A 19,581-nucleotide genomic window follows, 5' to 3' on the forward strand; every position below is an offset into this window, starting at 1 on the left:
AGCTAAAGCGCTAAGGTTAGTACCTTAGAGCGACGCTGATAGTTGTACAGCTCTTGGCGGGTGTTGGGGAGTGCCGACACATCGGAGAGCAAAAAGCCTTGCTCCAGAAACCAATGCAAACTGTGGGTGGTGAGCACAAAGATGGTTTCAAGCCCTTTGGCTTTGGCGCGTTGTTTGAGGTGATTGAGGAGCATGACGCCGCGGTCGCCATCACGATAATCCGGATGAATGGCAACACATGCCATCTCGCCGGTGCGCGCGTCACTAAACGGATAGAGTGCGGCGCAGCCTATCACTAACCCATCCCGTTCGATGATGGTAAAGCGTGGGATTTCTTGCTCCAATTGTTCTCGCGAGCGGCGCACTAGGATCCCCTGTTGCTCCAAAGGTCGGATCAAATCCAAGATCCCACCGATATCGTCAATCTGGGCTTGGCGCACTTTTTCGGCACGCTCCATCACGATCTGGGTGCCGATCCCTTCAATCGAGAACAGCTCTTGAATCAAGGCGCCATCTTTTTTATAGCTAATCAAATGACTGCGAGTGACGCCCGCGCGACACGCAGTAATCGCGCCCCGTAAAAAGCGACTGGTGCCAGAGCCAGTATCGCCAGCGGCTTCTCTCGCTTCTAGAAGTGGCTGGGCTTGGGTGGGCAGTAACTCAGAAATCACCTCATTGTCTGGGTTTAAGACCCCTTGTTCAGAGCAAAAGCCAATCAGCTTGTCTGCGCGTAACCGAATCGCGACCTGAGTCGCCACTTCTTCGGAGGTGAGGTTAAAGCATTCCCCTGTCACTGAACTGGCTACTGGCCCCATCAGCACAATCGCGTTTTGATCCAGTTGGCGTTGAATACCGTCGGTATCAATACGGCGAATTTTGCCACTGTGACAATAATCAATCCCCTCGTCGACACCCAAGGGTTGCGCGATAACAAAATTGCCACTGATCACATTAATCTGAGCACCCGCCATTGGGGTGTTGTTGAGCCCCATGGATAAACGCGCGGTGATGTCGAGCTGCACTTGGCCGGCGGCTTGTTTGACCACTTCAAGCGCGTGGCTGTCGGTGATGCGTATTCCTTTGTGATAAGGCGTTTCCAGTCCGTACTGATTGAGCGCGCGATTGATTTGCGGGCGGGCACCAAACACCAATACTAGCTTCATGCCAAGGCTATTGAGTAGCGCGATATCATTGACGATATTTTTAAAGTTCTCATCCGCCATCGCCTCGCCACCCAGCATGATCACCGCGGTTTTATCTCGGTGAGCATTTACATAAGGTGCAGATTGGCGAAATCCTTTAACCAGTGCGGTACTTCTTATCTTCACGCGCATATCCGTTTATTTATTCACTTTATATGCCTTTTTATTCTTTTTTAGGTCTGGGTGTCAAGTCCTGTGCGCTGTCAGTGCGCATGTGAAACGATAAGAATTAGCTCCCATACTCAATGTCGGCCGATGAAGCGAGATCACAATCTGGCGTTCAGCGTCTAAAGTAAAGTGATGAGTCAGTTATGCTGGAATAAAAAGCACTGAGGGGTAAGCGCGTGCGAAAAACGAAACAAGTGGTTCTATTAGTTCTATTTATATTATTTGGTGGAACGGGATTTTTAGTGGCGACCCAGCCTGCAATTTTTGCGCCTGACGTGACGCAAACCGATTTGTATGGCGAATGGGTTGAAACAGAGGTCGCGCCCTATGCAGCTGATCGTTTTGAAGTCCGCAAAGACGGTATCTATACCAATGGCAGCCGGGTTACGACGAGTTATCAGTTTGATGGTGATAAGCTAAGTTATTCGATTGGTACGCAAACGTACGTGTATCGTGTCGAAAACAAAAGTACCTTAGAACGCTTATCGCCCGCGCATTACACGTCTTTTTTTGCGAAAGACGACTAGATGTTGGCATCCAATGGAGTTATTAGGTTACGACGGCACAAGTAGGGGCGCCCAGAAACTCTCCGAGTAGGCACTAGGATGCAGAGTGCTCAGATCGTGATTAATATTTCACAGACTCTATTGTCGACAATAACTCATTGACCGAGCATTGCTTGGTGGCTACTCGGCGTAAAAGATCGGCAGTTTCCGAGTCGCCACCTAGGCAACGCTGAATACTGGTATTGATCACATTATGGGTACAACCTTCACTAGCCATCATGCGGATCCATTGATATTCCACCGCATCGCTATCAAGTAACGTCGAACGCCCAACTTTCAAGTCCATGGTATTCATTACTCCTTTTTTGTTGCATTTTCTATGCATTTTTGTTTCATGCATAGTACATAACAATTATATGACAGTTTGATGAATGACCAAGCAGTTACTAGGATAATCTGAATGACATCACAATTGAACTGTATTATTTTGCAGGCATTTACAGTCTGATAATGATAAGTGATTGCCAAATTCATCGCTTTTTGCGAGCCTTAGCGCTACAAACTAACTGATTGGATGATGGTGTGAAAAAAGCGTTAGTCGTGATGGCGTGTGTGGCGGTACTCGCAGGGTGTGTTAGGCCGACTGATCGTGGTCAGCAGTATCGAGATGGGCGGTTTGAACGTATTTTAACCCCAGTACCTCAGGTGGTGTCGGAAAGTCCGCGCGACTTTAGTTTATTTCAGGAGCAGCTTGCAGAAGTAGAAGCAAAATCTCCCTCGTTAGTGGTCAAGCATCAAGCGGTATACCAGCGTTTGCAGGCATGGCTGGACGCAGGAGGCAATGTGGACACGCTCGCTGAGTTTGGCCTGGGTGTCAACCAAATGGGCGGTGGCGATGATTTCGGTAACGTGATGTTTACCGGTTATTTCTCACCCGTGATTGAAATGCGCCATCAACCCGATGCCTTATTCCGTTATCCAGTTTATGCCAAACCGCCTTGTGATGAAGACTGCCCTGATCGTCAAGCGATTTATGACGGTGCTTTAGAAGGATTAGGGTTAGCGTTGGGTTACAGCGCATCTCGCATCGATAACTTTATTATGGAAGTGCAGGGCAGTGGTTTTGTCCATTTTGGTGATAATGATCAGCTCGAGTATTTTGCCTACGGCGGTAAAAACGGTCATCCGTACGTCAGTATTGGTAAGGTATTAATTGAAAATGGTGAGGTAGCCAGAGAGGATATGTCGTTACGGGCGATTCAAGATTGGGTCGCGGCGCACGATGAAGAAGAGGTTCGGACCTTACTGGAACACAACCCGTCGTATGTGTTCTTTACGCCCAAAGCGGCGGATCCTGTCAGTGGGACGGCAGGGATCCCGTTAAAAGCGGGCGCCTCTGTGGCGGCGGATCGACGTTACTTACCTATGGGGAGTGTGTTACTTGCTGAAGTGCCACAGCTTGATGACCAGGGTAAATGGACGGGAGAGCATGTGCTCAAGCTTTTAATGGCGTTGGATACCGGTGGGGCAGTGAAAGAAAATCACCTGGATTTATACCATGGCATGGGTAAGAAAGCAGGCGAGCAAGCCGGTCATTACAAACACTTTGGTCGGGTTTGGAAACTGGAACCGTTAGCGCCACAAATGGTGAATCAGCCCTAACGGCTAAGACTAAGGCTCATCCTTGAAGCAATAAAAAAGCGAGCGTTTGACGCTCGCTTTTGCATTTAAGCTAACGAAGTATGATTACTCAATTAAACCCGCTTCACGATAGTAGCGTGCTGCGCCTGGGTGCAGGGGAGCAGACAGACCATCTTTTACCATTTCTTCTTTCTTCAAGTTGGCAAAGGCTGGATGTAAGCGACGGAAATCATCGAAGTTCTCAAACACCGCTTTCACGACGTTGTAAATGACGTCTTCAGAGACTTGGCTTGAGGATACAAAAGTAGCACCCACACCAAAGGTCGTCACATCATTATCGTTACCCCGGTACATACCACCTGGCAATATCGCTTGACGATAATAATCGCGCTCGCTGATCAACTGTTTAGCCGCATCGTTAGCGACTTCAACCAATACGCTATCACACGCAGTCGTTGCTTCTTGGATCGCACCACTCGGGTGGCCTACGGCATAAACCATGGCGTCAATTTTATTGTCACAGAGGGCTTTTGATTGCTCAGACGCTTTCAGCTCGGAAATTTGGCCGAACTTATCCATGTCCCAACCCATTTGATCCATCAATACTTCGATGGTGCCACGCTGACCTGACCCTGGGTTACCAATGTTAACGCGCTTGCCTTCGAGGTCATCAAAGGTTTTTACGTTTGCATCAGCACGAGCGACCACGGTAAAAGGTTCTGGGTGGATAGAGAAAACCGCGCGCAGATCTTTAAATTCGCCTTGATCTTCAAACTTGCTGGTGCCTTTGTAGGCATGATATTGCCAGTCGGATTGTGCGATCCCCATATCGAGCTCGCCAGCACGAATGGTATTGATATTGTAGATAGAACCGCCTGTACTCTCTACAGAGCAGCGAATGCCGTGGTCATCTTTACTTTTGTTAACCAGACGACAAATTGCACCGCCCGTCGGGTAATAAACCCCCGTCACACCGCCAGTACCAATGGTTACAAACTGATTGGCTTGAGCCGTTGCTGCGGTTCCTAGTGCAGCGGAAAAGCTGAGCGCAATCAGAGTCGGTTTCATCGCTTTCATGCTTAAGATTCCTTTTTAAGTTAGAGGTTGCTATCCGGGCGCACCCTCGAAGATGGTATGACACTCGATGTAAATATGACAATAACGTGTCACCGCGCTATTTTTTCAATCTTTTAACAATATTTGCAAGCAATAGTATTGGGTTAAAACGATTGGGTCATGGTTTGTCTTAGTGCTTGTACAGGTTTAGTACAATATCCCAGGTTTTCCAGTGTGTTGCGAAAATTTGTGATCTGTGATGCGTTATCGTGTGCTTGGCTTTGATCGATGTGTTGGGTGTTGTTTTCAAAGCCGATTCGAACGTCACCGCCCAGTGTCGCGGCTGTCGTTAAACAGCGACTTTCATGACATCCAAATGCGCAGACAGACCAAGGAATAGTGCCATCGGCGTGAAGCGCATGATACATGGCGACGACATCTTCGGACATACCTCGGGGTGGAGTCCGATCTCGCCCTGCAACAAAAAGCAAGTGATGACCTCGTGAGGGTAAAATACCTTGTTCGCGCAGCGTGTAGTAGCGTGCCAGCTCTCTGGGGTGATAGAGAATAAACTGACTATAGATCCGAGCTTCAACCGTCCAAGCAAAAAAATCTGTTACCGCTTTGCTTGGAGGCTGATGATCAGGGATAAGCTCTCGTAGCGCAAAGGAAGCGGCTTCGGGTTTGACGGCTTTAATCAGCGCCATTTGTTGCTGGGGGGAATAGCGGCCTACGGCTTCGGTGGTGAGTTGAATCACCATGCGATCGCCGGCGGCATCTATTACTTGCTGATATAGCGCTTGGTTTAGCGCGGGATCAAGGCTATGGGCTCCCTGTTGATCGCGGGCGTGGATGTGGGCCATGGTTGCGCCTGCCTCGGCGCATTCGTGCAGGCAGTGAATAAGCTGTTCGCCGGTGATAGGCACACGCGGATGGTGCACGGGCTGTAAGTACGCACCATTGGGGGCAACCATGATCGTCCTTGCGTCTCGCATTCTTTTCCCTCGCTTCTGAATCTGTCGTTATTGGTGAGGCAAGCACATCTCTAATGTCAGTGCTAGCTTGTCGGTGATGGCCGCGATATGAGTTGATTCAATAATATACGGCGGTGCGAGTAAGATGTGATGCCCCTGCTTACCATCAATGGTACCGCCCATGGGATAGCACATGAGTCCGTTATGCATGGCGGTTTTTTTTATCGTTTGATGGAGCGTAAGTTCAGGCGAGAAGGGACGCTTGCTGGTTTTGTTTGCCACCAGCTCCAACGCTAAAAATAGCCCACGTCCGCGAATGTCGCCGACAAAAGGGTGAGAATCAAACTGATGGTGTAACGCCGATTTAAGCGCCTTTCCTTGCTGCTCAGTGGCGTCAACTAATCCTTCTTGCTGAATGGTGGTGAGTGTTGCTAAGGCAGCGGCACATGCCGTTGGGTGAGCCATGAAGGTGTGGCCATGTTGGAAAAAGCCTGACCCAGATGCAATTGCTTCATAGAGACGATCCGAGACCAAGGTGGCGCTAATGGGCTGATAACCAGCAGCCAGTCCTTTAGCGATGGCGACAATATCCGGAACGATGCCTTCATGTTCAAAAGCGAAAAAGCGACCGGTGCGCCCCGTGCCGCACATGACTTCATCGAGGATCAGCAAAATATTGTACTGATCGCAAATTGCGCGAATACGAGAAAAGTATCCCGCTTCCGCGGTCAATGCACCGGCTGTCGCCCCCACCACAGGTTCTGCGATAAACCCAATGACGGTTTCCGGCCCTTTTTCTAACAGCATGGCTTCCAGCTCGTTGGCCACCCGCTGACCATACTCGTAAGCGGTCTCATCGGGACGTTGATCGCGATAGGCGTAACAAGGGGCAATCAAACTGGTATCCATCAACAACGGGGCAAAGGGGGCGCGTCGCCATGCGTTGCCACCCACGGACAGCGCCCCGAGTGTATTACCGTGGTAGCTTTGGCGGCGTGCGATAAAATGTTGTCGTTGGGGTTCACCGACTTCCACCCAGTACTGGCGAGCGAGTTTTAGCGCGGTTTCCATCGCTTCCGATCCACCACTGACTAAATAGGCGTGATTTATCGAGGGAGGTGCAAGATCGGCCAACATCTTGGCGAGCGCTTCACTGCTTTCTGAGGTAAAAAAGCCGGTATGCGCATAGGGAATCGCATCAAGCTGACGGTGGATAGCGTCCAATACGGCAGGGTGGTTGTGCCCAAGGCAAGAGACGGCTGCGCCTCCGCATGCATCGAGATACTCGTTACCTTGAGTGTCGATTAAGTACATCCCATTACCACTGGCAATGGTAGGGGGAAGATGATGACAGTGACGGTGAAAGACATGACTCATACGAGGGCCTCAATGCAAGCGTGATAACTCAGTATGGTGAACTTGTGTTTTAAACCGCAAAGGATATATTTTCACCAGGTATGCAAAAAAGGAATGAGATGATGAATGTGCGTTTGCCGTCGATGCGTTCGCTTCAAACATTGATTGCGGTGGCTCAAACAGGAAGTTTTTCAGAAGCTGCCAAGGGGTTGCATGTCAGCCAAAGTACGGTGAGCAAGCAAATACAGCAGCTTGAAGAAGGGATTGGCCAACCACTCTTTGAGCGACACGCAGGGGGAGTAAAACTCAACCGAGTCGGTGACTCTTATTTAAATGTGATATCGGCCAGCGTCAATGATATCGCCAATGCCACGGCGCAAGCGCGCCAGCAAAGTGCAAGGCAAGAGTCTGTCAGCTTATTGGTACCGCCTTCGTTTGCCAGCCTTTGGTTGATTCCTCAGCTGCCTGAATTTAAATCGCAGCATCCTGATATTTCTGTGGTGGTCAGTGCCAGTGACTATGTGCCCCAAGGGAAAGAAAGTGAACTGGATATTTTAATCCGCTGTCAGCCTCATCAGCAGGCAGGCGCGCAAGGAGCCTGTTTAATTCACGAACACTTATCGCTTGTCGCATCAGTGACTTTGCTACCAGAGCCTTTGGATCGGACCGCGTTGTTATCGGAGGTGCCGGTTTTATCTCATTTGACGCGCCCTTCACTGTGGGAGCAGTTTTGGCAACAATTTGGGCTGGCTGACAGTAATCCGCAATATGGCGCAGGCTTTGAGCACTTTTTTATGGCGCTTGAAGGCGTGAAACAGGGTATGGGCATGGCGTTGATCCCCACCTTTATGGCCTCAGCCGCCCTGTCAAACGATCAGATTGTAAATCCCTTGGGGTTAAGCATAGACAGCGGCTATGGCTACTACCTTTATAGTGCGCGGTATAAGCAGCGTTCACCCGCTGTCATGCATGTGATCAACTGGCTGTGTGACGCCCTCAAGGTGGATGTGGCTAGACATCCTATCAGCAAGTCGGTATAACGCCTGTCAGCGCGATCAACGAAGACAATAGTTATGACACATCCCCTATCAGAATCCTATCTGCAACGTTTTGGCGGTACGGCTCGTTTGTATGGACGCCGTGCGCTAGAGGTGTTTCACCAAAGCCATATTTGTGTCATCGGTATTGGTGGCGTGGGATCGTGGGCAGTGGAATCGCTGGCTCGCACAGGGATTGGGGCGATCACCCTTATTGATATGGATGACGTGTGTGTCACCAACACCAACCGACAAATTCACGCGCTGAAAGATACCATCGGTCAAAGCAAAAGTGAGGTAATGGCTGAACGCGTGGCAGCGATTAATCCGGAATGCCAAGTCACTGTGATTGATGATTTTATCTCACCGGATAATATTGCTGAGTATATCGATAAGCGCTTTGATTATGTGCTTGATGCGATCGACAGCATTAAGCCCAAAACCGCATTATTGGCACACTGCAAGCGGCACAAAATCAAAGTTATTACCGTCGGGGGCGCGGGTGGGCAGATTGACCCGACGCAAATCCAGGTGGCGGATCTCACCAAAACCATTCAAGACCCCTTGGCGGCCAAGCTACGCAATAATTTGCGTCGCTTTTATGGTTTTACCAAGACGAAAGGACGCAAGTTCGGGATTGACTGTGTTTACTCCACCGAGCAGCTCAAATATCCGCAACCGGATGGTAGTGTGTGTGAGAGTAAATCATCGGCAGAAGGCCCGAAACGGATGGATTGTGCCAGTGGGTTTGGCGCCGCAACCATGGTGACAGCAAGCTTTGGATTTGTCGCGGTCTCACGTATTTTACAAAAACTAATCGCCGCTGATCAGCGGCGCGAAGATTAGAAAGTGACGCCCCAGCCTGATCTGTCGGGGCGCCATTTTTGTGGGACGGTTGATTAAGCCTCTTCTTTTACCGGTTCAGATTCGGCTGATTTCGGCCCAACGTCCGATTTAACCGGCAGTACCTGGCGTACATATTCACCTGGTGCAGCATAAAGTACAGGGTAGCTGTCTGATCCCGTTGGGTAGGGCTCAACTTGTTCGTCGGGACTATAACTTCGTAACCATTTTTCCCAATGTGTCCACCATGATCCAGTCTGGTGAGACGCGCCTTCCAGCCACTCCTCTGCCGTATCTGCGAGGTGGTCATTGGTCCAAAAGCCGTATTTTTTCTTCACTGGATGATTAACAATCCCTGCAATATGGCCGGACTCACCTAATACGAAGGTTTTATTGCCGCCGACATTGAGCGCACCACGGTACGTGCCTTGCCACAGAGCAATATGGTCTTCTTTAGTGGAAATAAAATAACTGGGAACTTTGATTTTATTGAGATCAATCCATACACCACCGACTTTAACGCCCTTATCTTGCACCAGCTTATTTTCGAGGTATAAATCGCGCAGGATAAAATTATGGGTTTTAGCTGCCACGTTGGTACTGTCACTGTTCCAATACAGCAAATCAAAGTCGACTGGGCTATTCCCTTTCAGATAGTTCTCGATGTAGTAGTTCCAATAAAGACTATTTTCCCGCAACAAGCTAAAGGTCACACTCAGCGATCGCCCATCCATATAACCGCGAGCAGTATTCTGCGCTTCTATGGCTCGGATGAGACTATCATTGATGTAAGCGCCAATTTCACCAGGCTGTGAGAAATCGAGTAAGGTAGTAAAGAAACTTGCCGACTTAATACGCGCTTTCATGCGTTTGGCAGAGTAGTAGGCAATGGTGCACGCTAATACGGTTCCACCAATACAATAGCCGACACCATTAATCTGTGATTGGCCGGTGATGTCTTCAATCGCACTGACGGCTTTTACTGTCCCTTGCGTGACATAGTCTTCAAAGCCAATATCAGCTTGCTCAGCAGATGGATTGCGCCATGACATCAAGAAGACGGTGTGTCCCTGTTCTACTAACCAACGAACCAGTGAGTTTTTCTCGCGCAAATCGAGAATGTAATATTTATTGATAAAAGGCGGCACCACTAACACAGGTGTGGCATGGACGTTTTCGGTGACCGGGCGGTATTGAATAAGCTCAAACAGGTCATTTTTATACACCACGTCTCCTGGGGTGTTAGCAACGTCATCGCCAACGCGGAAAGCGTTATTATTGGTCATGCGTACTTTTAGGATGTCGGCGCTTGACTCCATGTCTTGTTTTAACTGCTCCATGCCACGCAGCAAGTTCTCACCTTTTGATTCCAGCGTCATTTTTAACAACTCTGGGTTGGTCGCGATGTAGTTGCTGGGGGCCATGGCATTAATGGCTTGGCGAGAGAAAAAAGAAAGGCGCTCACGGGTTTTATCATCGAGTCCTTCAATGGCCTCAATGGTCTCCATGTAGGTACGTCCAAATAACAGATACGATTGCTTGATAAAGTTATAGAGGACATCTTCTTGCCACGCCTTGTCCTTGAAACGTTTATCGTCGCTACCTTCGCTGATCACTTCGTCCGTGTTATCACGGGCGAGCATGGCGTTCTGCCAGATTTGCATTTGTTGTTCCCACCACTGCATCTGTACTTGTAGAAGTGCAGCGGGTTGTTGAGCCGCGCCTTCCAGCAATTGAGCAGTGTCTTGCAGGCTGACTTCCTGCATGGCTTGATTAAACGGTGTGTCTACGGCTGCCTTGCCCTGCTCAAGATCCTGCCACCATTGCTGGTTTTGTTCTTGCAGCCTGGCAAGGTAGTCCGAAAAGAAGTGATGAAACATAATGTTGCCCTCTTGATCGGAAAAGCACTATAAAGGCCTGCTACGGTGAGTAGCAGGCGATAGTGCAGTAACCCTGCCTTTATGCTGGGGTGCCGGCTTTCATGTTTTCAGCCGTGATTTTGTCGATATCTTCTTTGAACTCTTTAGCGATGTTTTGCAGTTTGGTGCTGTCATCCATCATTTGCTGAGACAGTTTGGTCAATGCTGCCAGTTGCTGGCTACTAAATGATGTCATGCTGGTGACATCTTTGACTTCGCTGGCAGCTTTCATCTGCTCAAGACCGAGCGAGCTGTATGTGCGCATCGCGTTCATTTGCAGTTCGGTGAGTGTTTCGACATTTTTGGCTACCAGCTTGTTAAAATTAACGTAGGGAGCCAGGGCTTTTTCAGATTGCTCAGAAAACGCTTTAAACATATCTGTGTACATGGTGTATCTCCTGATAGTGTTGTTCTGGGGATTTTCCCCAAGGTCGCAAGTGTCCGTTTATACTTGTGTACGCTTAATTACTAAAGCCGTACCCATACCGCCGCCAATACACAAAGAAGCAACGCCATAGGTTTCGCCTCTTCGCGCAAGCTCGTGTAGCAAGGTCACAACAATTCGGTTGCCGGATGCACCAAGCGGGTGGCCAAGTGCAATTGCTCCGCCATTGACGTTAGCACGTGCCAAGATGGCATCGGGCGTCGTCTTGTGGTGCTCAGCTAGTTGGTGAACCACCCCGAGTGCTTGCGCAGCAAATGCCTCGTTGAGTTCAAACAAATCAATATTATCGAGAGTGAGGTTGGCTTTATCGAGTGCGGTGTTCACCGCACCCACGGGGCCTAACCCCATGACGCTAGGATCAACTCCGTGCTGTGAATAGGCACTTACTTCTGCTAATGGGGTGAGCCCATGTTTATTGACTGCCGATTCGGAGGCTAAGATCACCGCACTGGCACCATCGTTGATGCCTGATGCATTACCCGCGGTCACCGAGCCTTCTTTATCAAAGGCGGGACGTAATTTTCCCAGCCCCTCAAGGGTTACGTCTTCTTTAGGATACTCATCGGTGTCAAAGGTAATGGTCTGCTTACGCTGCTTAATCTCAATGGGAGTGATCTCGCTTTTAAAGCGACCGGCTTCTATCGCTGCAACCGCTTTTTGCTGGCTGTGTAGGGCAAACTGATCTTGTTGCTCGCGAGTGATATCCATTTTTTTAGCAACGTTTTCTGCGGTGACGCCCATATGATATTGGTTATACACATCGGTGAGACCGTCATTGATGAGCAAGTCTTTCATCGCAAAGTTGCCCATCTTTTGCCCTGTTCGTAAGTTCCCGGCCGCTGCAAACGGAATCTGTGACATGTTTTCTACGCCAGCAGCGACCACAAGTTGTGCATCACCAGCGCGAATATGAGTAACAGCATCCATAATGCTTTTCATCCCACTGCCGCAGACCATATTGACAGAGTATGCGGGAACATGAGTAGGGATATCGGCATAGATAGCTGCTTGACGACCTATTCCCATTCCTTGTCCGGCGCTGACTACATTGCCTACAATCACTTCGTCGATAGCCTCACCAGTTAATCGACTTTCAGCTAATGCGCCTTTGATAGCATAGGCAGCCAATTGGCCGGTAGGGATATCTTTGAGCGTGCCTGAAAAAGCACCGATGGCGGTGCGTTTTGCCGCCACAATAAAAATGCGTTCCATCAATCTATCCTTGATTTATTGCATGTACAGGCCGCCGTTGACCGACAGCGTTTCACCCGTAATGTATGCGCCTGCTTCGCTCGCGAGGTAAGCCACGGAAGCCGCAATTTCTTCTGGCTTTGCCAAGCGTTTCATCGGGATTTGATTGGTAATCGACTCAAGTACGTCTTCGCGCATGGCCGTTACCATGGGCGTCGCGGTATACCCTGGCGCAACCACATTCACGGTGACGCCTGCGCGGGCTCCTTCGGCAGCTAACGATTTGCTAAAGCCCATCATCCCTGCTTTCGCTGCGGCATAATTTGCTTGGCCAAACTGGCCTTTTTGACCATTTACAGACGAGATATTAATGATACGTCCACCTCCCTTTTCGCACATGGCAGCGAACAAAGGTTGAGTGACGTTAAAGAGGCTATTGAGGTTGGTGTTGATGACGTCGTGCCATTTATCGGCATCCATCTTTTTGAATACACTGTCACGCGTGATCCCGGCGTTATTTACCAAGATATCGATTGTGCCTTCTTCTTCAAGCAGTTTAGCAAGACGTGTAGCGCATTGTTCTGTATCGGTAACATCAAGTTCGAATAGGCGCACTTGATCTTGTTTGAACCCTTTTTCTTCAAACCAGTCTTGTGCGCACTGACCACCGCCCGTGAAGTGTGTTGCAATGACGCGATAATTATCATCAACTAACTTTTCGGTGATCGCTGATCCAATGCCGCCTTTTGCGCCAGTTACTAATGCCAGTTTCTTCATCTATGACTCCATTCACTACAACAAGCAAATATAACGAGATGCCTGAAGCCGCATCTGGAACCACTTTAAACCAGAATTACAGTCATCCTTTCTTGTCTCATAACGGCAGCAAGAGTTATGCCAATAGTTAATAATCATGCTGCCGATATTATTAGGCAGTCTAACTTGTTGGTGTGACCCTTTTATGACTGCCTGCTTCTAAGCTAACGAATCTAGCCAAATACGCAAAGTATAAAAGCCTCGGATTACACATTCGCGATCTCGGTCAATTTTGATAGGTAATAATGCAATACTTTGTTAATAAGTTGTTATTTTTATGTTTGTCTTTGTTTTCCGTTGGCGAGACTGAATGATCTGGAAGAAATCGATTGCACTCTTCTGTGCATTTCGATGGTGAATAGTCGGGTTGTCGGCATATGTGGGCAGTGGTGGCGCGATGTTTTAGGGGGGATAAGGTTAGAATGCCGTGACGATGAACCACGGCGTCCAACACAAATTAAGCGGTAAGGTGATGAACATATTGCACAATCGCATGCAAACCATTGGTGCGTGACTCACTTAAATGGTGCGATAATCCGGCTTGTTGGAAGACTTGATCTAAATCGAGAGCGTAAATGGCATCACTGTGTTGACCATGAACACAAGCGAGCACAACGGCTAATAGACCTTTAACGATTCTTGCATTTGAATCTGCAGCAAAGTAATGCCTTTCGTCATCCGAGTGATGTAAAAACCAAACATCACTTTCGCATCCACTGACAAGGCGCGCAGCATGCTTCTGTTCATCGGTAAACGTAGGCAAGCGTTTACCCCACACGATAAGCTGGCGGTATTTGTCCTCCCAACTGATGTGTTGTGCAAGCATCTCGGTAACCATTTTTTGGTCGAGTTCACTGCCAAAGGGGTGAGTAGGTAAATCCATGGTAGATCCTGTCATGAAACGATTAAACACCGAGTAAATATAATGTTTTATCTAACGCTGTGAGGAAGCGTTGAATGTCTTCCTGATGATTATAGGCACCGAGTGATACACGTACGGTTCCCTCCACGCCCAGCGCTTTGATCAGCGGGTGCGCGCAGTGGTGCCCAGACCGTACTGCCACGTTTTGTTGGCTGAGCAGCTCAGCAATATCTGCGTGGTGTTCTCCTTCTACCACGAATGACACTATGGTGCTGTGTGGTTGGGGGCAGATTAGCTTGATGGCTGGGCGTTGTTTCAAGCCGTCGAGTAGCGCTTGGTTACAGTCACTAATATGGGTATCGATGGCTTGAGCGTCATATTGTTTTAGCCATTGAATGGCGGCAGCAAGGCCAATCGCACCCGCTGTATTGGGCGTGCCTGCTTCAAAACGAGCGGGAATCGGTGCTAATGTGTGATCATCAAATGTGACGTCAGTAATCATTTTGCCACCACCGTGAAATGGCGCGAGAGTAGCCAATGCTTCTGGTTTTCCATAGAGCACGCCAATACCGGTTGGTCCATACAACTTATGTCCGGAAAACACATAGAAGTCAGCATTCAAGGTTTGCATACTGAGTGGCTCGTGAACGATCCCTTGTGCACCGTCAATGATCACCGTTGCACCATGACGATGCGCGAGTGCGGTCATTGCTTCTATCGGGTGGCGTGTTCCGGTCACGTTACTGACATGACTTATCGCCACGATACGGGGACGGGTCGTGAGTGCTTGTTGATAAGCCTCCATATCTAACTGGCCCGTGCTGACACAACAGGGGATCTTTACCAGTTGCGCGCCTGTACGCTGCGCGATCAGTTGCCAGGGAAGCAAATTAGCATGATGCTCCATTTCGCTGACGAGGATACGGTCGTTGGCGGTCAAAGTGTGGCTGAGGCTATAGGCAAGTAAGTTGATAGCTTCCGTTGCCCCTCGCGTCCAAATTATCTCACTAGGGTTTGCATCAATAAACGCCGCAACCTCACGTCGCGCTTGTTCAAACTGCGCAGTGGTGGATAACGAGGCTTGGTGTTGGCCGCGATGAACATTCGCAACCGGTGCCATGTAGCTTTGGCAAATGGCATCAATCACACACTGTGGTTTTTGTGCCGTAGCCGCACTGTCCAAATACACCCAGTCTGAGGCATTAAAAGCGGGAAACTGGGCACGCAATGCGTAGGGATCAAAACCGTCTGTCATAGTCATCGTCCAAGGTAAAATCTTGCCTATGATCGCCATCTCACTGGTGTAACTCAAGCGTGATACGTGTTTAAGATAAAAAACGGACAAAAAAAAGCACTGAGCCAAGCTCAGTGCCAACAAATATGTAATGACAGACAATGTCAAAATACAGGAAGTTAAAAGTGGTAGATACGACTACCTGTCTAACCAGTGTTAGACAAATGCAAACACAACATCGCAACCACGGAAACAGTCTAAATAGAGAGACGTCACATGTGGATGCGGGATGCACTATAGGGTGTTGCTGGTATATCAGCAATCGACAATTTATAATGTCAACGATTAGAAAAATTAATGAATAGGGTGTCCGTTTATGGCAAGGCGTCTTCCTCCACTTAACGCGCTGCGCGTTTTTGAAGCAGCCGCACGACATTTGAGTTTTACCCGTGCAGCTGAAGAGCTCTTTGTGACTCAGGCGGCGGTGAGTCATCAAATCAAAGCGTTAGAAGAATTTTTGGGATTAAAGCTATTTCGTCGTCGTAACCGCTCGCTGTTGTTGACGGAAGAAGGTCAAAGCTATTTTCTTGATATTAAAGATATATTCTCTGAACTTTCTTATGCCACTGATAAAGTGTTAGAGCGAAGTGCCAAAGGGGCGCTGACCATTAGTTTGCCACCCAGTTTCGCGATTCAATGGTTAGTGCCGAGGCTCGCTGATTTTAATAAAGCGCATCCAGATATCGATGTTCGGATAAAAGCGGTTGATTTGGAGGATGGGTCATTAACCGATGATGTCGACGTAGCCATTTATTATGGCCGAGGCCATTGGACCGGTTTACGCTGTGACCTATTGTACCAAGAGTGCTTGTTGCCTGTTTGTTCTCCCATGTTGCTAGAGTCCGGTTATCCGCTCCAAGCGCCAGACGATCTCGTCCATCATGTTTTGTTGCATGATCGCTCACGAAAAGAATGGAAGGCATTCGCAAAAGCCCATCAATTGAGTGAAGTGAACGTTGAGCACGGTCCTATTTTTAGTCATTCGTCGATGGTGCTTCAGGCAGCGGCCCACGGACAGGGCGTTGCATTAGGGAATAATGTGCTTTCCCAACCTGAACTGGCCTCTGGACGTTTGGTGCAACCTTTTGAGCAGGTGTTAAAAAGTGACAATGGTTTTTATCTGGTGAGTCAACAAAGAGACGCTGACACCGGGCGCATTACTGCGTTTCGAGAATGGATGCTAGCCACTGCAGCAAAAGAGCAAGCGAGTATGAATTTATGATAGATCTAGAATTTGATGGGCCTGATAGTGCCACTGATTGGGTGATTATTGCTCATGGTGCAGGCGCCGGCAAAGAGCATGAGTTTATGACGGATATCGCGACACGCATCGGGGTCGGTTGCCGTGTGGTGCGGTTTAATTTTCCCTATATGGAAAAGCGTCAGGAAGATGGCAAAAAGCGTCCGCCAGACCGTGCACCTAAGCTACTTGCACACTTTGAAGCTGTGATTGATGCCATCGATAGTTTACGCCCAAAAGAAAGTCGTTTATGGCTTGCCGGTAAATCGATGGGAGGACGTATGGCCAGCCACCTTACCGGCCATTCATCAGTCAGCGGGGTGGTGTGCTTTGGCTTTCCTTTTCACCCTCCAGGCAAGCCTGAAAAATATAAAGGCGAGCATTTAGCGACCGTGACCAAACCGTTGCTCATTGTGCAAGGGGAGCGTGATACCTTTGGTCGGAAAGAAGAAGTGATGGAGTATTCATACTCATCAAGTATTGATCTTGAGTTCGTTCCTGATGGCGATCATAGTTTCAAGCCGCGCAAAGCGTCAGGTTACACTGAGTCGGACAATCGGCAGTTTGCGGTCGACTGTCTACTGCGTTTTATTGAGCGCCAAGGAGCGAAAGCATGAAATTAAACCACTGGATCAGCCTAGCTGCTTTAGGGGCAGGACTGGCTGTCGGGCTGGGTGCCTTTGCCGCACATGGTTTGAAAATGGTTTTGTCCGATTATCAATTAGCTATTTTTAAAACCGGCGTTAACTATCAGATGTGGCATAGTTTAGCCTTGCTTGGACTGTGTGCACTTTCTTCACGGATCTCCACGCGGTTATTCAGCTGGGTCGCTTGGGCTTGGTTAGTTGGTATGATCGGTTTTAGCGGTAGCTTATACCTGCTTGCTCTCACGGATATGCATTGGCTAGGACCGGTAACACCAGTTGGCGGCGTGAGCTTTTTAATCGGCTGGGGAGGGCTCGCTGTGGGCGCATGGCGTACAAACGTTTCTCTCTCTCATCCATCGCGTTAAAAGCGGCTATCTGCATTTCTTTCTTGTCGAGATGACAGATATAATGCGCAGCTTATTTTTATCATCACATAGCGTGATCCTATCGTCGAACCAGAGGGTGTTATGAACCAGGTTTTGCTTTACTGCCGTGCAGGGTTTGAAAAAGACTGCGCCGCAGAAATCCAACAAAAAACCACCGAAATGGGCGTGTATGGGTTTCCGCGCGTGATAAAAAACAGCGCGTATGTTGTGTTTGAGTGCTACCAAGAAGATGACGCTGAGCGCGTTGTGCGTGATTTATCGTTGGACTCGCTGATCTTTGCGCGCCAAATGATTGCTGTGACCGCCGCCTTGTCGGATCTTGACCCTGATGATCGTATCTCCCCGATTCTGGCGGTAGCGAGCGATCTGCCTAAAGGTGGCGATCTACGGGTGGAGACACCGGATAACGATGAGGCTAAAGCCTTATTGAAGTTTTGCCGTAAGTTTACCGTGCCACTACGCCAAGCTTTGCGCAAACAAGGCGTCATGTTAGCCAAAGATAACCCCAAAAAACCGGTGATTCACTTATGCTTTACCGCACCGGGTACTTGCTTGGTGGGCTACTCGCTGACGACCAATAACTCACCTCATTATATGGGCCTACCACGGATGAAATTTCCGTCTGATGCGCCAAGCCGTTCGACATTAAAACTGGAAGAGGCCTTTCATCATTTTATACCCAAGGATGAGTGGGATACGCGTTTAGCGCCTGGCATGTGGGCGGTCGATTTAGGTGCATGCCCCGGGGGCTGGACCTATCAATTGGTAAAACGCTCGATGTTTGTCCATGCGGTGGATAATGGGGCGATGGCTGAAAGCCTGATGGAGACAGGACAAGTGTTTCATCATGCCGAAGATGGGTTTAAATTTGAGCCGACGCGCAAGAATGTGACCTGGTTAGTGTGCGACATGATTGAAAAACCATCGCGAGTGGCGCGGTTGATGGGAGAGTGGTTAATTGAAGGTTGGGCCCAAGAGGCTATTTTTAACTTGAAACTGCCGATGAGCCGACGTTATGAGCAGGTGTCAGAAAACTTGCAAACCCTAGGTGCATTTTTGGCTGACTACAATGTGCCGTATGAAATGCGCGCGAAACACCTTTATCACGATCGTGAAGAAATCACCGTGCACTTGCGCCGTGTGAAACGCCAGCAACGTGGCGGCTAACGTTCAAAGCGGATATCTTGCAGGTTAAAACCGAGTGGGATATCCGTTTTTAATTGGGCTACCTTTTTACAACGTTGGGCTAAATCCTGGTGCCCAGCGAGCTTTTTTTGCCATTTTTGTTCGACATCGCTCGCGGCGAAAATAGCGTCAAGCGTCTCGTACCGCTCAAGCAGCGTTGCCGCCGTTTTTGCACCAATACCGGGGACGCCGCTCACTTCGCTACTGCTGATCCCGGCCAGCCCCCAAAAATCGCACAGCTGCTCAGGACGCACACCGAACTGAGCGTCAACAAACGCTAAATCGAGCCACCGGTGTTGGAAGTAATCACGAATGCTTAACGTGGGTTGTAATAGCTGGCAGTAGCCTTTATCGGTGGAAACAATCGTGACGTGCTCATGACGCGCTGCCACTTTTAATGCCAAGGTAGCAATCATGTCGTCGGCTTCATCGCCTTGTGACAGTAACGCATCGACCCCTCTTTGCCAAAATGCTTCTTGGATCGTGTCTAAGCCTTGTTCTAGTGCCACAGGCATGGGCTTACGGTTTTGTTTATAGGTGGGAAGTATCTCGGCCCGCCAACCTCGATCAGGGCCAATATGATCAAACACGGCAACAATATGGCTAGGCTGGCTATGATTGATGATTTTATCCAAGGTTTTGATGCAGGATTGAGCCGTCGCATCGATCGATTCTTGATCCGGCTGGGCAGCGTGGACTCGGCGAATAAGATTCATCGCATCAATAATAACAACATGGAGCCTAGACATAATAAAAACCGGGGGTGCGTTTTATAAATGCCGCATTATACCCGGTTTTTGTTTAGGACGCAGG

20 protein-coding genes are annotated in these 19,581 nt (G+C 49.0%); 8 read left to right on the forward strand and 12 right to left on the reverse strand.

Annotated elements, in window-relative coordinates; all coding sequences use genetic code 11:
• Positions 1-2: 2 nt before the first annotated feature.
• Positions 3-1,334, reverse strand: coding sequence for an amino-acid N-acetyltransferase (gene argA, locus BZG75_RS09345; protein ID WP_077576803.1), 1,332 nt, complete (start codon positions 1,332-1,334; stop codon positions 3-5).
• Between the two features lie 212 nt (positions 1,335-1,546).
• Between argA and BZG75_RS09350 the strand changes: the two genes are divergently transcribed.
• A complete protein-coding gene (locus BZG75_RS09350; RefSeq protein WP_077459753.1) occupies positions 1,547-1,897 on the forward strand; it encodes a DUF2850 domain-containing protein in 351 nt (116 codons plus the stop codon).
• A gap of 100 nt (positions 1,898-1,997) precedes the next feature.
• On the opposite strand, the gene BZG75_RS09355 is transcribed toward BZG75_RS09350, so the two are convergent.
• Complete coding sequence (locus BZG75_RS09355; RefSeq protein ID WP_025744513.1) at positions 1,998-2,222, reverse strand: hypothetical protein; 225 nt, start codon at positions 2,220-2,222, stop codon at positions 1,998-2,000.
• Positions 2,223-2,458: 236 nt separating this feature from the next.
• Between BZG75_RS09355 and mltA the strand changes: the two genes are divergently transcribed.
• A complete protein-coding gene (gene mltA, locus BZG75_RS09360; RefSeq protein ID WP_077576804.1) occupies positions 2,459-3,538 on the forward strand; it encodes a murein transglycosylase A in 1,080 nt (359 codons plus the stop codon).
• 84 nt (positions 3,539-3,622) lie between these two features.
• On the opposite strand, the gene BZG75_RS09365 is transcribed toward mltA, so the two are convergent.
• From BZG75_RS09365 to BZG75_RS09375, 3 genes are all read right to left on the reverse strand, one after another.
• A complete protein-coding gene (locus BZG75_RS09365) occupies positions 3,623-4,594 on the reverse strand; it encodes a TAXI family TRAP transporter solute-binding subunit (RefSeq protein WP_021022036.1) in 972 nt (323 codons plus the stop codon).
• A 143-nt stretch (positions 4,595-4,737) separates the two neighbouring features.
• Entirely contained in the window at positions 4,738-5,547 is an 810-nt protein-coding gene (locus BZG75_RS09370) for a 3-keto-5-aminohexanoate cleavage protein (RefSeq protein WP_158009976.1), read from the reverse strand.
• A 48-nt stretch (positions 5,548-5,595) separates the two neighbouring features.
• Positions 5,596-6,924, reverse strand: coding sequence for an aspartate aminotransferase family protein (locus BZG75_RS09375; protein WP_077576806.1), 1,329 nt, complete (start codon positions 6,922-6,924; stop codon positions 5,596-5,598).
• 98 nt (positions 6,925-7,022) lie between these two features.
• On the opposite strand from BZG75_RS09375, the gene BZG75_RS09380 reads away from it, so the two are divergent.
• Positions 7,023-7,943 carry a LysR family transcriptional regulator gene (locus tag BZG75_RS09380; protein ID WP_198532282.1) on the forward strand — a complete coding sequence of 307 codons (921 nt, stop codon included), beginning with the start codon at positions 7,023-7,025 and terminating at the stop codon, positions 7,941-7,943.
• A gap of 33 nt (positions 7,944-7,976) precedes the next feature.
• Positions 7,977-8,786 (forward strand): tRNA cyclic N6-threonylcarbamoyladenosine(37) synthase TcdA, encoded by an 810-nt coding sequence (tcdA, locus tag BZG75_RS09385; protein ID WP_021022032.1) that lies wholly within the window; start codon positions 7,977-7,979, stop codon positions 8,784-8,786.
• A 53-nt stretch (positions 8,787-8,839) separates the two neighbouring features.
• On the opposite strand, the gene phaC is transcribed toward tcdA, so the two are convergent.
• The 6 genes from phaC to BZG75_RS09415 all read right to left on the reverse strand — a co-directional run bounded on the left by phaC (position 8,840) and on the right by BZG75_RS09415 (position 15,271).
• A complete protein-coding gene (gene phaC, locus BZG75_RS09390) occupies positions 8,840-10,663 on the reverse strand; it encodes a class I poly(R)-hydroxyalkanoic acid synthase (protein ID WP_077459748.1) in 1,824 nt (607 codons plus the stop codon).
• A gap of 79 nt (positions 10,664-10,742) precedes the next feature.
• A complete protein-coding gene (locus tag BZG75_RS09395) occupies positions 10,743-11,090 on the reverse strand; it encodes a phasin family protein (protein WP_021022030.1) in 348 nt (115 codons plus the stop codon).
• 57 nt (positions 11,091-11,147) lie between these two features.
• Entirely contained in the window at positions 11,148-12,359 is a 1,212-nt protein-coding gene (locus tag BZG75_RS09400; protein ID WP_021022029.1) for an acetyl-CoA C-acetyltransferase, read from the reverse strand.
• 15 nt (positions 12,360-12,374) lie between these two features.
• Positions 12,375-13,115 (reverse strand): SDR family oxidoreductase, encoded by a 741-nt coding sequence (locus BZG75_RS09405; RefSeq protein ID WP_077459746.1) that lies wholly within the window; start codon positions 13,113-13,115, stop codon positions 12,375-12,377.
• A 496-nt stretch (positions 13,116-13,611) separates the two neighbouring features.
• Positions 13,612-14,037, reverse strand: coding sequence for a SufE family protein (locus BZG75_RS09410; protein ID WP_077661063.1), 426 nt, complete (start codon positions 14,035-14,037; stop codon positions 13,612-13,614).
• A gap of 22 nt (positions 14,038-14,059) precedes the next feature.
• Complete coding sequence (locus BZG75_RS09415; protein ID WP_077576835.1) at positions 14,060-15,271, reverse strand: aminotransferase class V-fold PLP-dependent enzyme; 1,212 nt, start codon at positions 15,269-15,271, stop codon at positions 14,060-14,062.
• Positions 15,272-15,626: 355 nt separating this feature from the next.
• Between BZG75_RS09415 and BZG75_RS09420 the strand changes: the two genes are divergently transcribed.
• The 4 genes from BZG75_RS09420 (at position 15,627) to rlmM (ending at position 18,750) form a co-directional block, all read left to right on the forward strand.
• On the forward strand, positions 15,627-16,532 hold the full coding sequence (locus BZG75_RS09420) for a transcriptional regulator GcvA (protein WP_021022025.1): 906 nt from the start codon (positions 15,627-15,629) through the stop codon (positions 16,530-16,532).
• Complete coding sequence (locus BZG75_RS09425) at positions 16,529-17,167, forward strand: alpha/beta family hydrolase (protein WP_077576808.1); 639 nt, start codon at positions 16,529-16,531, stop codon at positions 17,165-17,167. The genes BZG75_RS09420 and BZG75_RS09425 overlap by 4 nt, the downstream gene beginning before the upstream one ends.
• Positions 17,164-17,562 carry a DUF423 domain-containing protein gene (locus tag BZG75_RS09430; protein ID WP_077576809.1) on the forward strand — a complete coding sequence of 133 codons (399 nt, stop codon included), beginning with the start codon at positions 17,164-17,166 and terminating at the stop codon, positions 17,560-17,562. The genes BZG75_RS09425 and BZG75_RS09430 overlap by 4 nt, the downstream gene beginning before the upstream one ends.
• Positions 17,563-17,664: 102 nt before the next feature.
• Positions 17,665-18,750, forward strand: a complete 1,086-nt coding sequence (rlmM, locus tag BZG75_RS09435) for a 23S rRNA (cytidine(2498)-2'-O)-methyltransferase RlmM (RefSeq protein ID WP_077576810.1) — start codon at positions 17,665-17,667, stop codon at positions 18,748-18,750.
• Here the strand turns inward: rlmM and xni are convergent.
• Entirely contained in the window at positions 18,747-19,517 is a 771-nt protein-coding gene (xni, locus tag BZG75_RS09440) for a flap endonuclease Xni (protein ID WP_077576811.1), read from the reverse strand. The genes rlmM and xni overlap by 4 nt on opposite strands.
• Positions 19,518-19,581: the final 64 nt, after the last annotated feature.

This window comes from Salinivibrio sp. AR640, from assembly GCF_001995405.1.
GTDB classification, from domain to species: Bacteria; Pseudomonadota; Gammaproteobacteria; order Enterobacterales; family Vibrionaceae; genus Salinivibrio; species Salinivibrio costicola.

What these genes read in the sequence shown, in the direction of transcription:
- argA (WP_077576803.1), bottom strand. Translation starts at nt 1,334, where the DNA reads ATGCGCGTGAAGATAAGAAGTACCGCACTGGTTAAAGGATTTCGCCAA.
- BZG75_RS09355 (WP_025744513.1), bottom strand. Translation starts at nt 2,222, where the DNA reads ATGGACTTGAAAGTTGGGCGTTCGACGTTACTTGATAGCGATGCGGTG.
- BZG75_RS09365 (WP_021022036.1), bottom strand. Translation starts at nt 4,594, where the DNA reads ATGAAAGCGATGAAACCGACTCTGATTGCGCTCAGCTTTTCCGCTGCA.
- BZG75_RS09370 (WP_158009976.1), bottom strand. Translation starts at nt 5,547, where the DNA reads ATGGTTGCCCCCAATGGTGCGTACTTACAGCCCGTGCACCATCCGCGT.
- BZG75_RS09375 (WP_077576806.1), bottom strand. Translation starts at nt 6,924, where the DNA reads ATGAGTCATGTCTTTCACCGTCACTGTCATCATCTTCCCCCTACCATT.
- BZG75_RS09380 (WP_198532282.1), top strand. Translation starts at nt 7,023, where the DNA reads ATGATGAATGTGCGTTTGCCGTCGATGCGTTCGCTTCAAACATTGATT.
- tcdA (WP_021022032.1), top strand. Translation starts at nt 7,977, where the DNA reads ATGACACATCCCCTATCAGAATCCTATCTGCAACGTTTTGGCGGTACG.
- phaC (WP_077459748.1), bottom strand. Translation starts at nt 10,663, where the DNA reads ATGTTTCATCACTTCTTTTCGGACTACCTTGCCAGGCTGCAAGAACAA.
- BZG75_RS09395 (WP_021022030.1), bottom strand. Translation starts at nt 11,090, where the DNA reads ATGTACACAGATATGTTTAAAGCGTTTTCTGAGCAATCTGAAAAAGCC.
- BZG75_RS09400 (WP_021022029.1), bottom strand. Translation starts at nt 12,359, where the DNA reads ATGGAACGCATTTTTATTGTGGCGGCAAAACGCACCGCCATCGGTGCT.
- BZG75_RS09405 (WP_077459746.1), bottom strand. Translation starts at nt 13,115, where the DNA reads ATGAAGAAACTGGCATTAGTAACTGGCGCAAAAGGCGGCATTGGATCA.
- BZG75_RS09410 (WP_077661063.1), bottom strand. Translation starts at nt 14,037, where the DNA reads ATGGATTTACCTACTCACCCCTTTGGCAGTGAACTCGACCAAAAAATG.
- BZG75_RS09415 (WP_077576835.1), bottom strand. Translation starts at nt 15,271, where the DNA reads ATGACAGACGGTTTTGATCCCTACGCATTGCGTGCCCAGTTTCCCGCT.
- BZG75_RS09420 (WP_021022025.1), top strand. Translation starts at nt 15,627, where the DNA reads ATGGCAAGGCGTCTTCCTCCACTTAACGCGCTGCGCGTTTTTGAAGCA.
- BZG75_RS09425 (WP_077576808.1), top strand. Translation starts at nt 16,529, where the DNA reads ATGATAGATCTAGAATTTGATGGGCCTGATAGTGCCACTGATTGGGTG.
- BZG75_RS09430 (WP_077576809.1), top strand. Translation starts at nt 17,164, where the DNA reads ATGAAATTAAACCACTGGATCAGCCTAGCTGCTTTAGGGGCAGGACTG.
- rlmM (WP_077576810.1), top strand. Translation starts at nt 17,665, where the DNA reads ATGAACCAGGTTTTGCTTTACTGCCGTGCAGGGTTTGAAAAAGACTGC.
- xni (WP_077576811.1), bottom strand. Translation starts at nt 19,517, where the DNA reads ATGTCTAGGCTCCATGTTGTTATTATTGATGCGATGAATCTTATTCGC.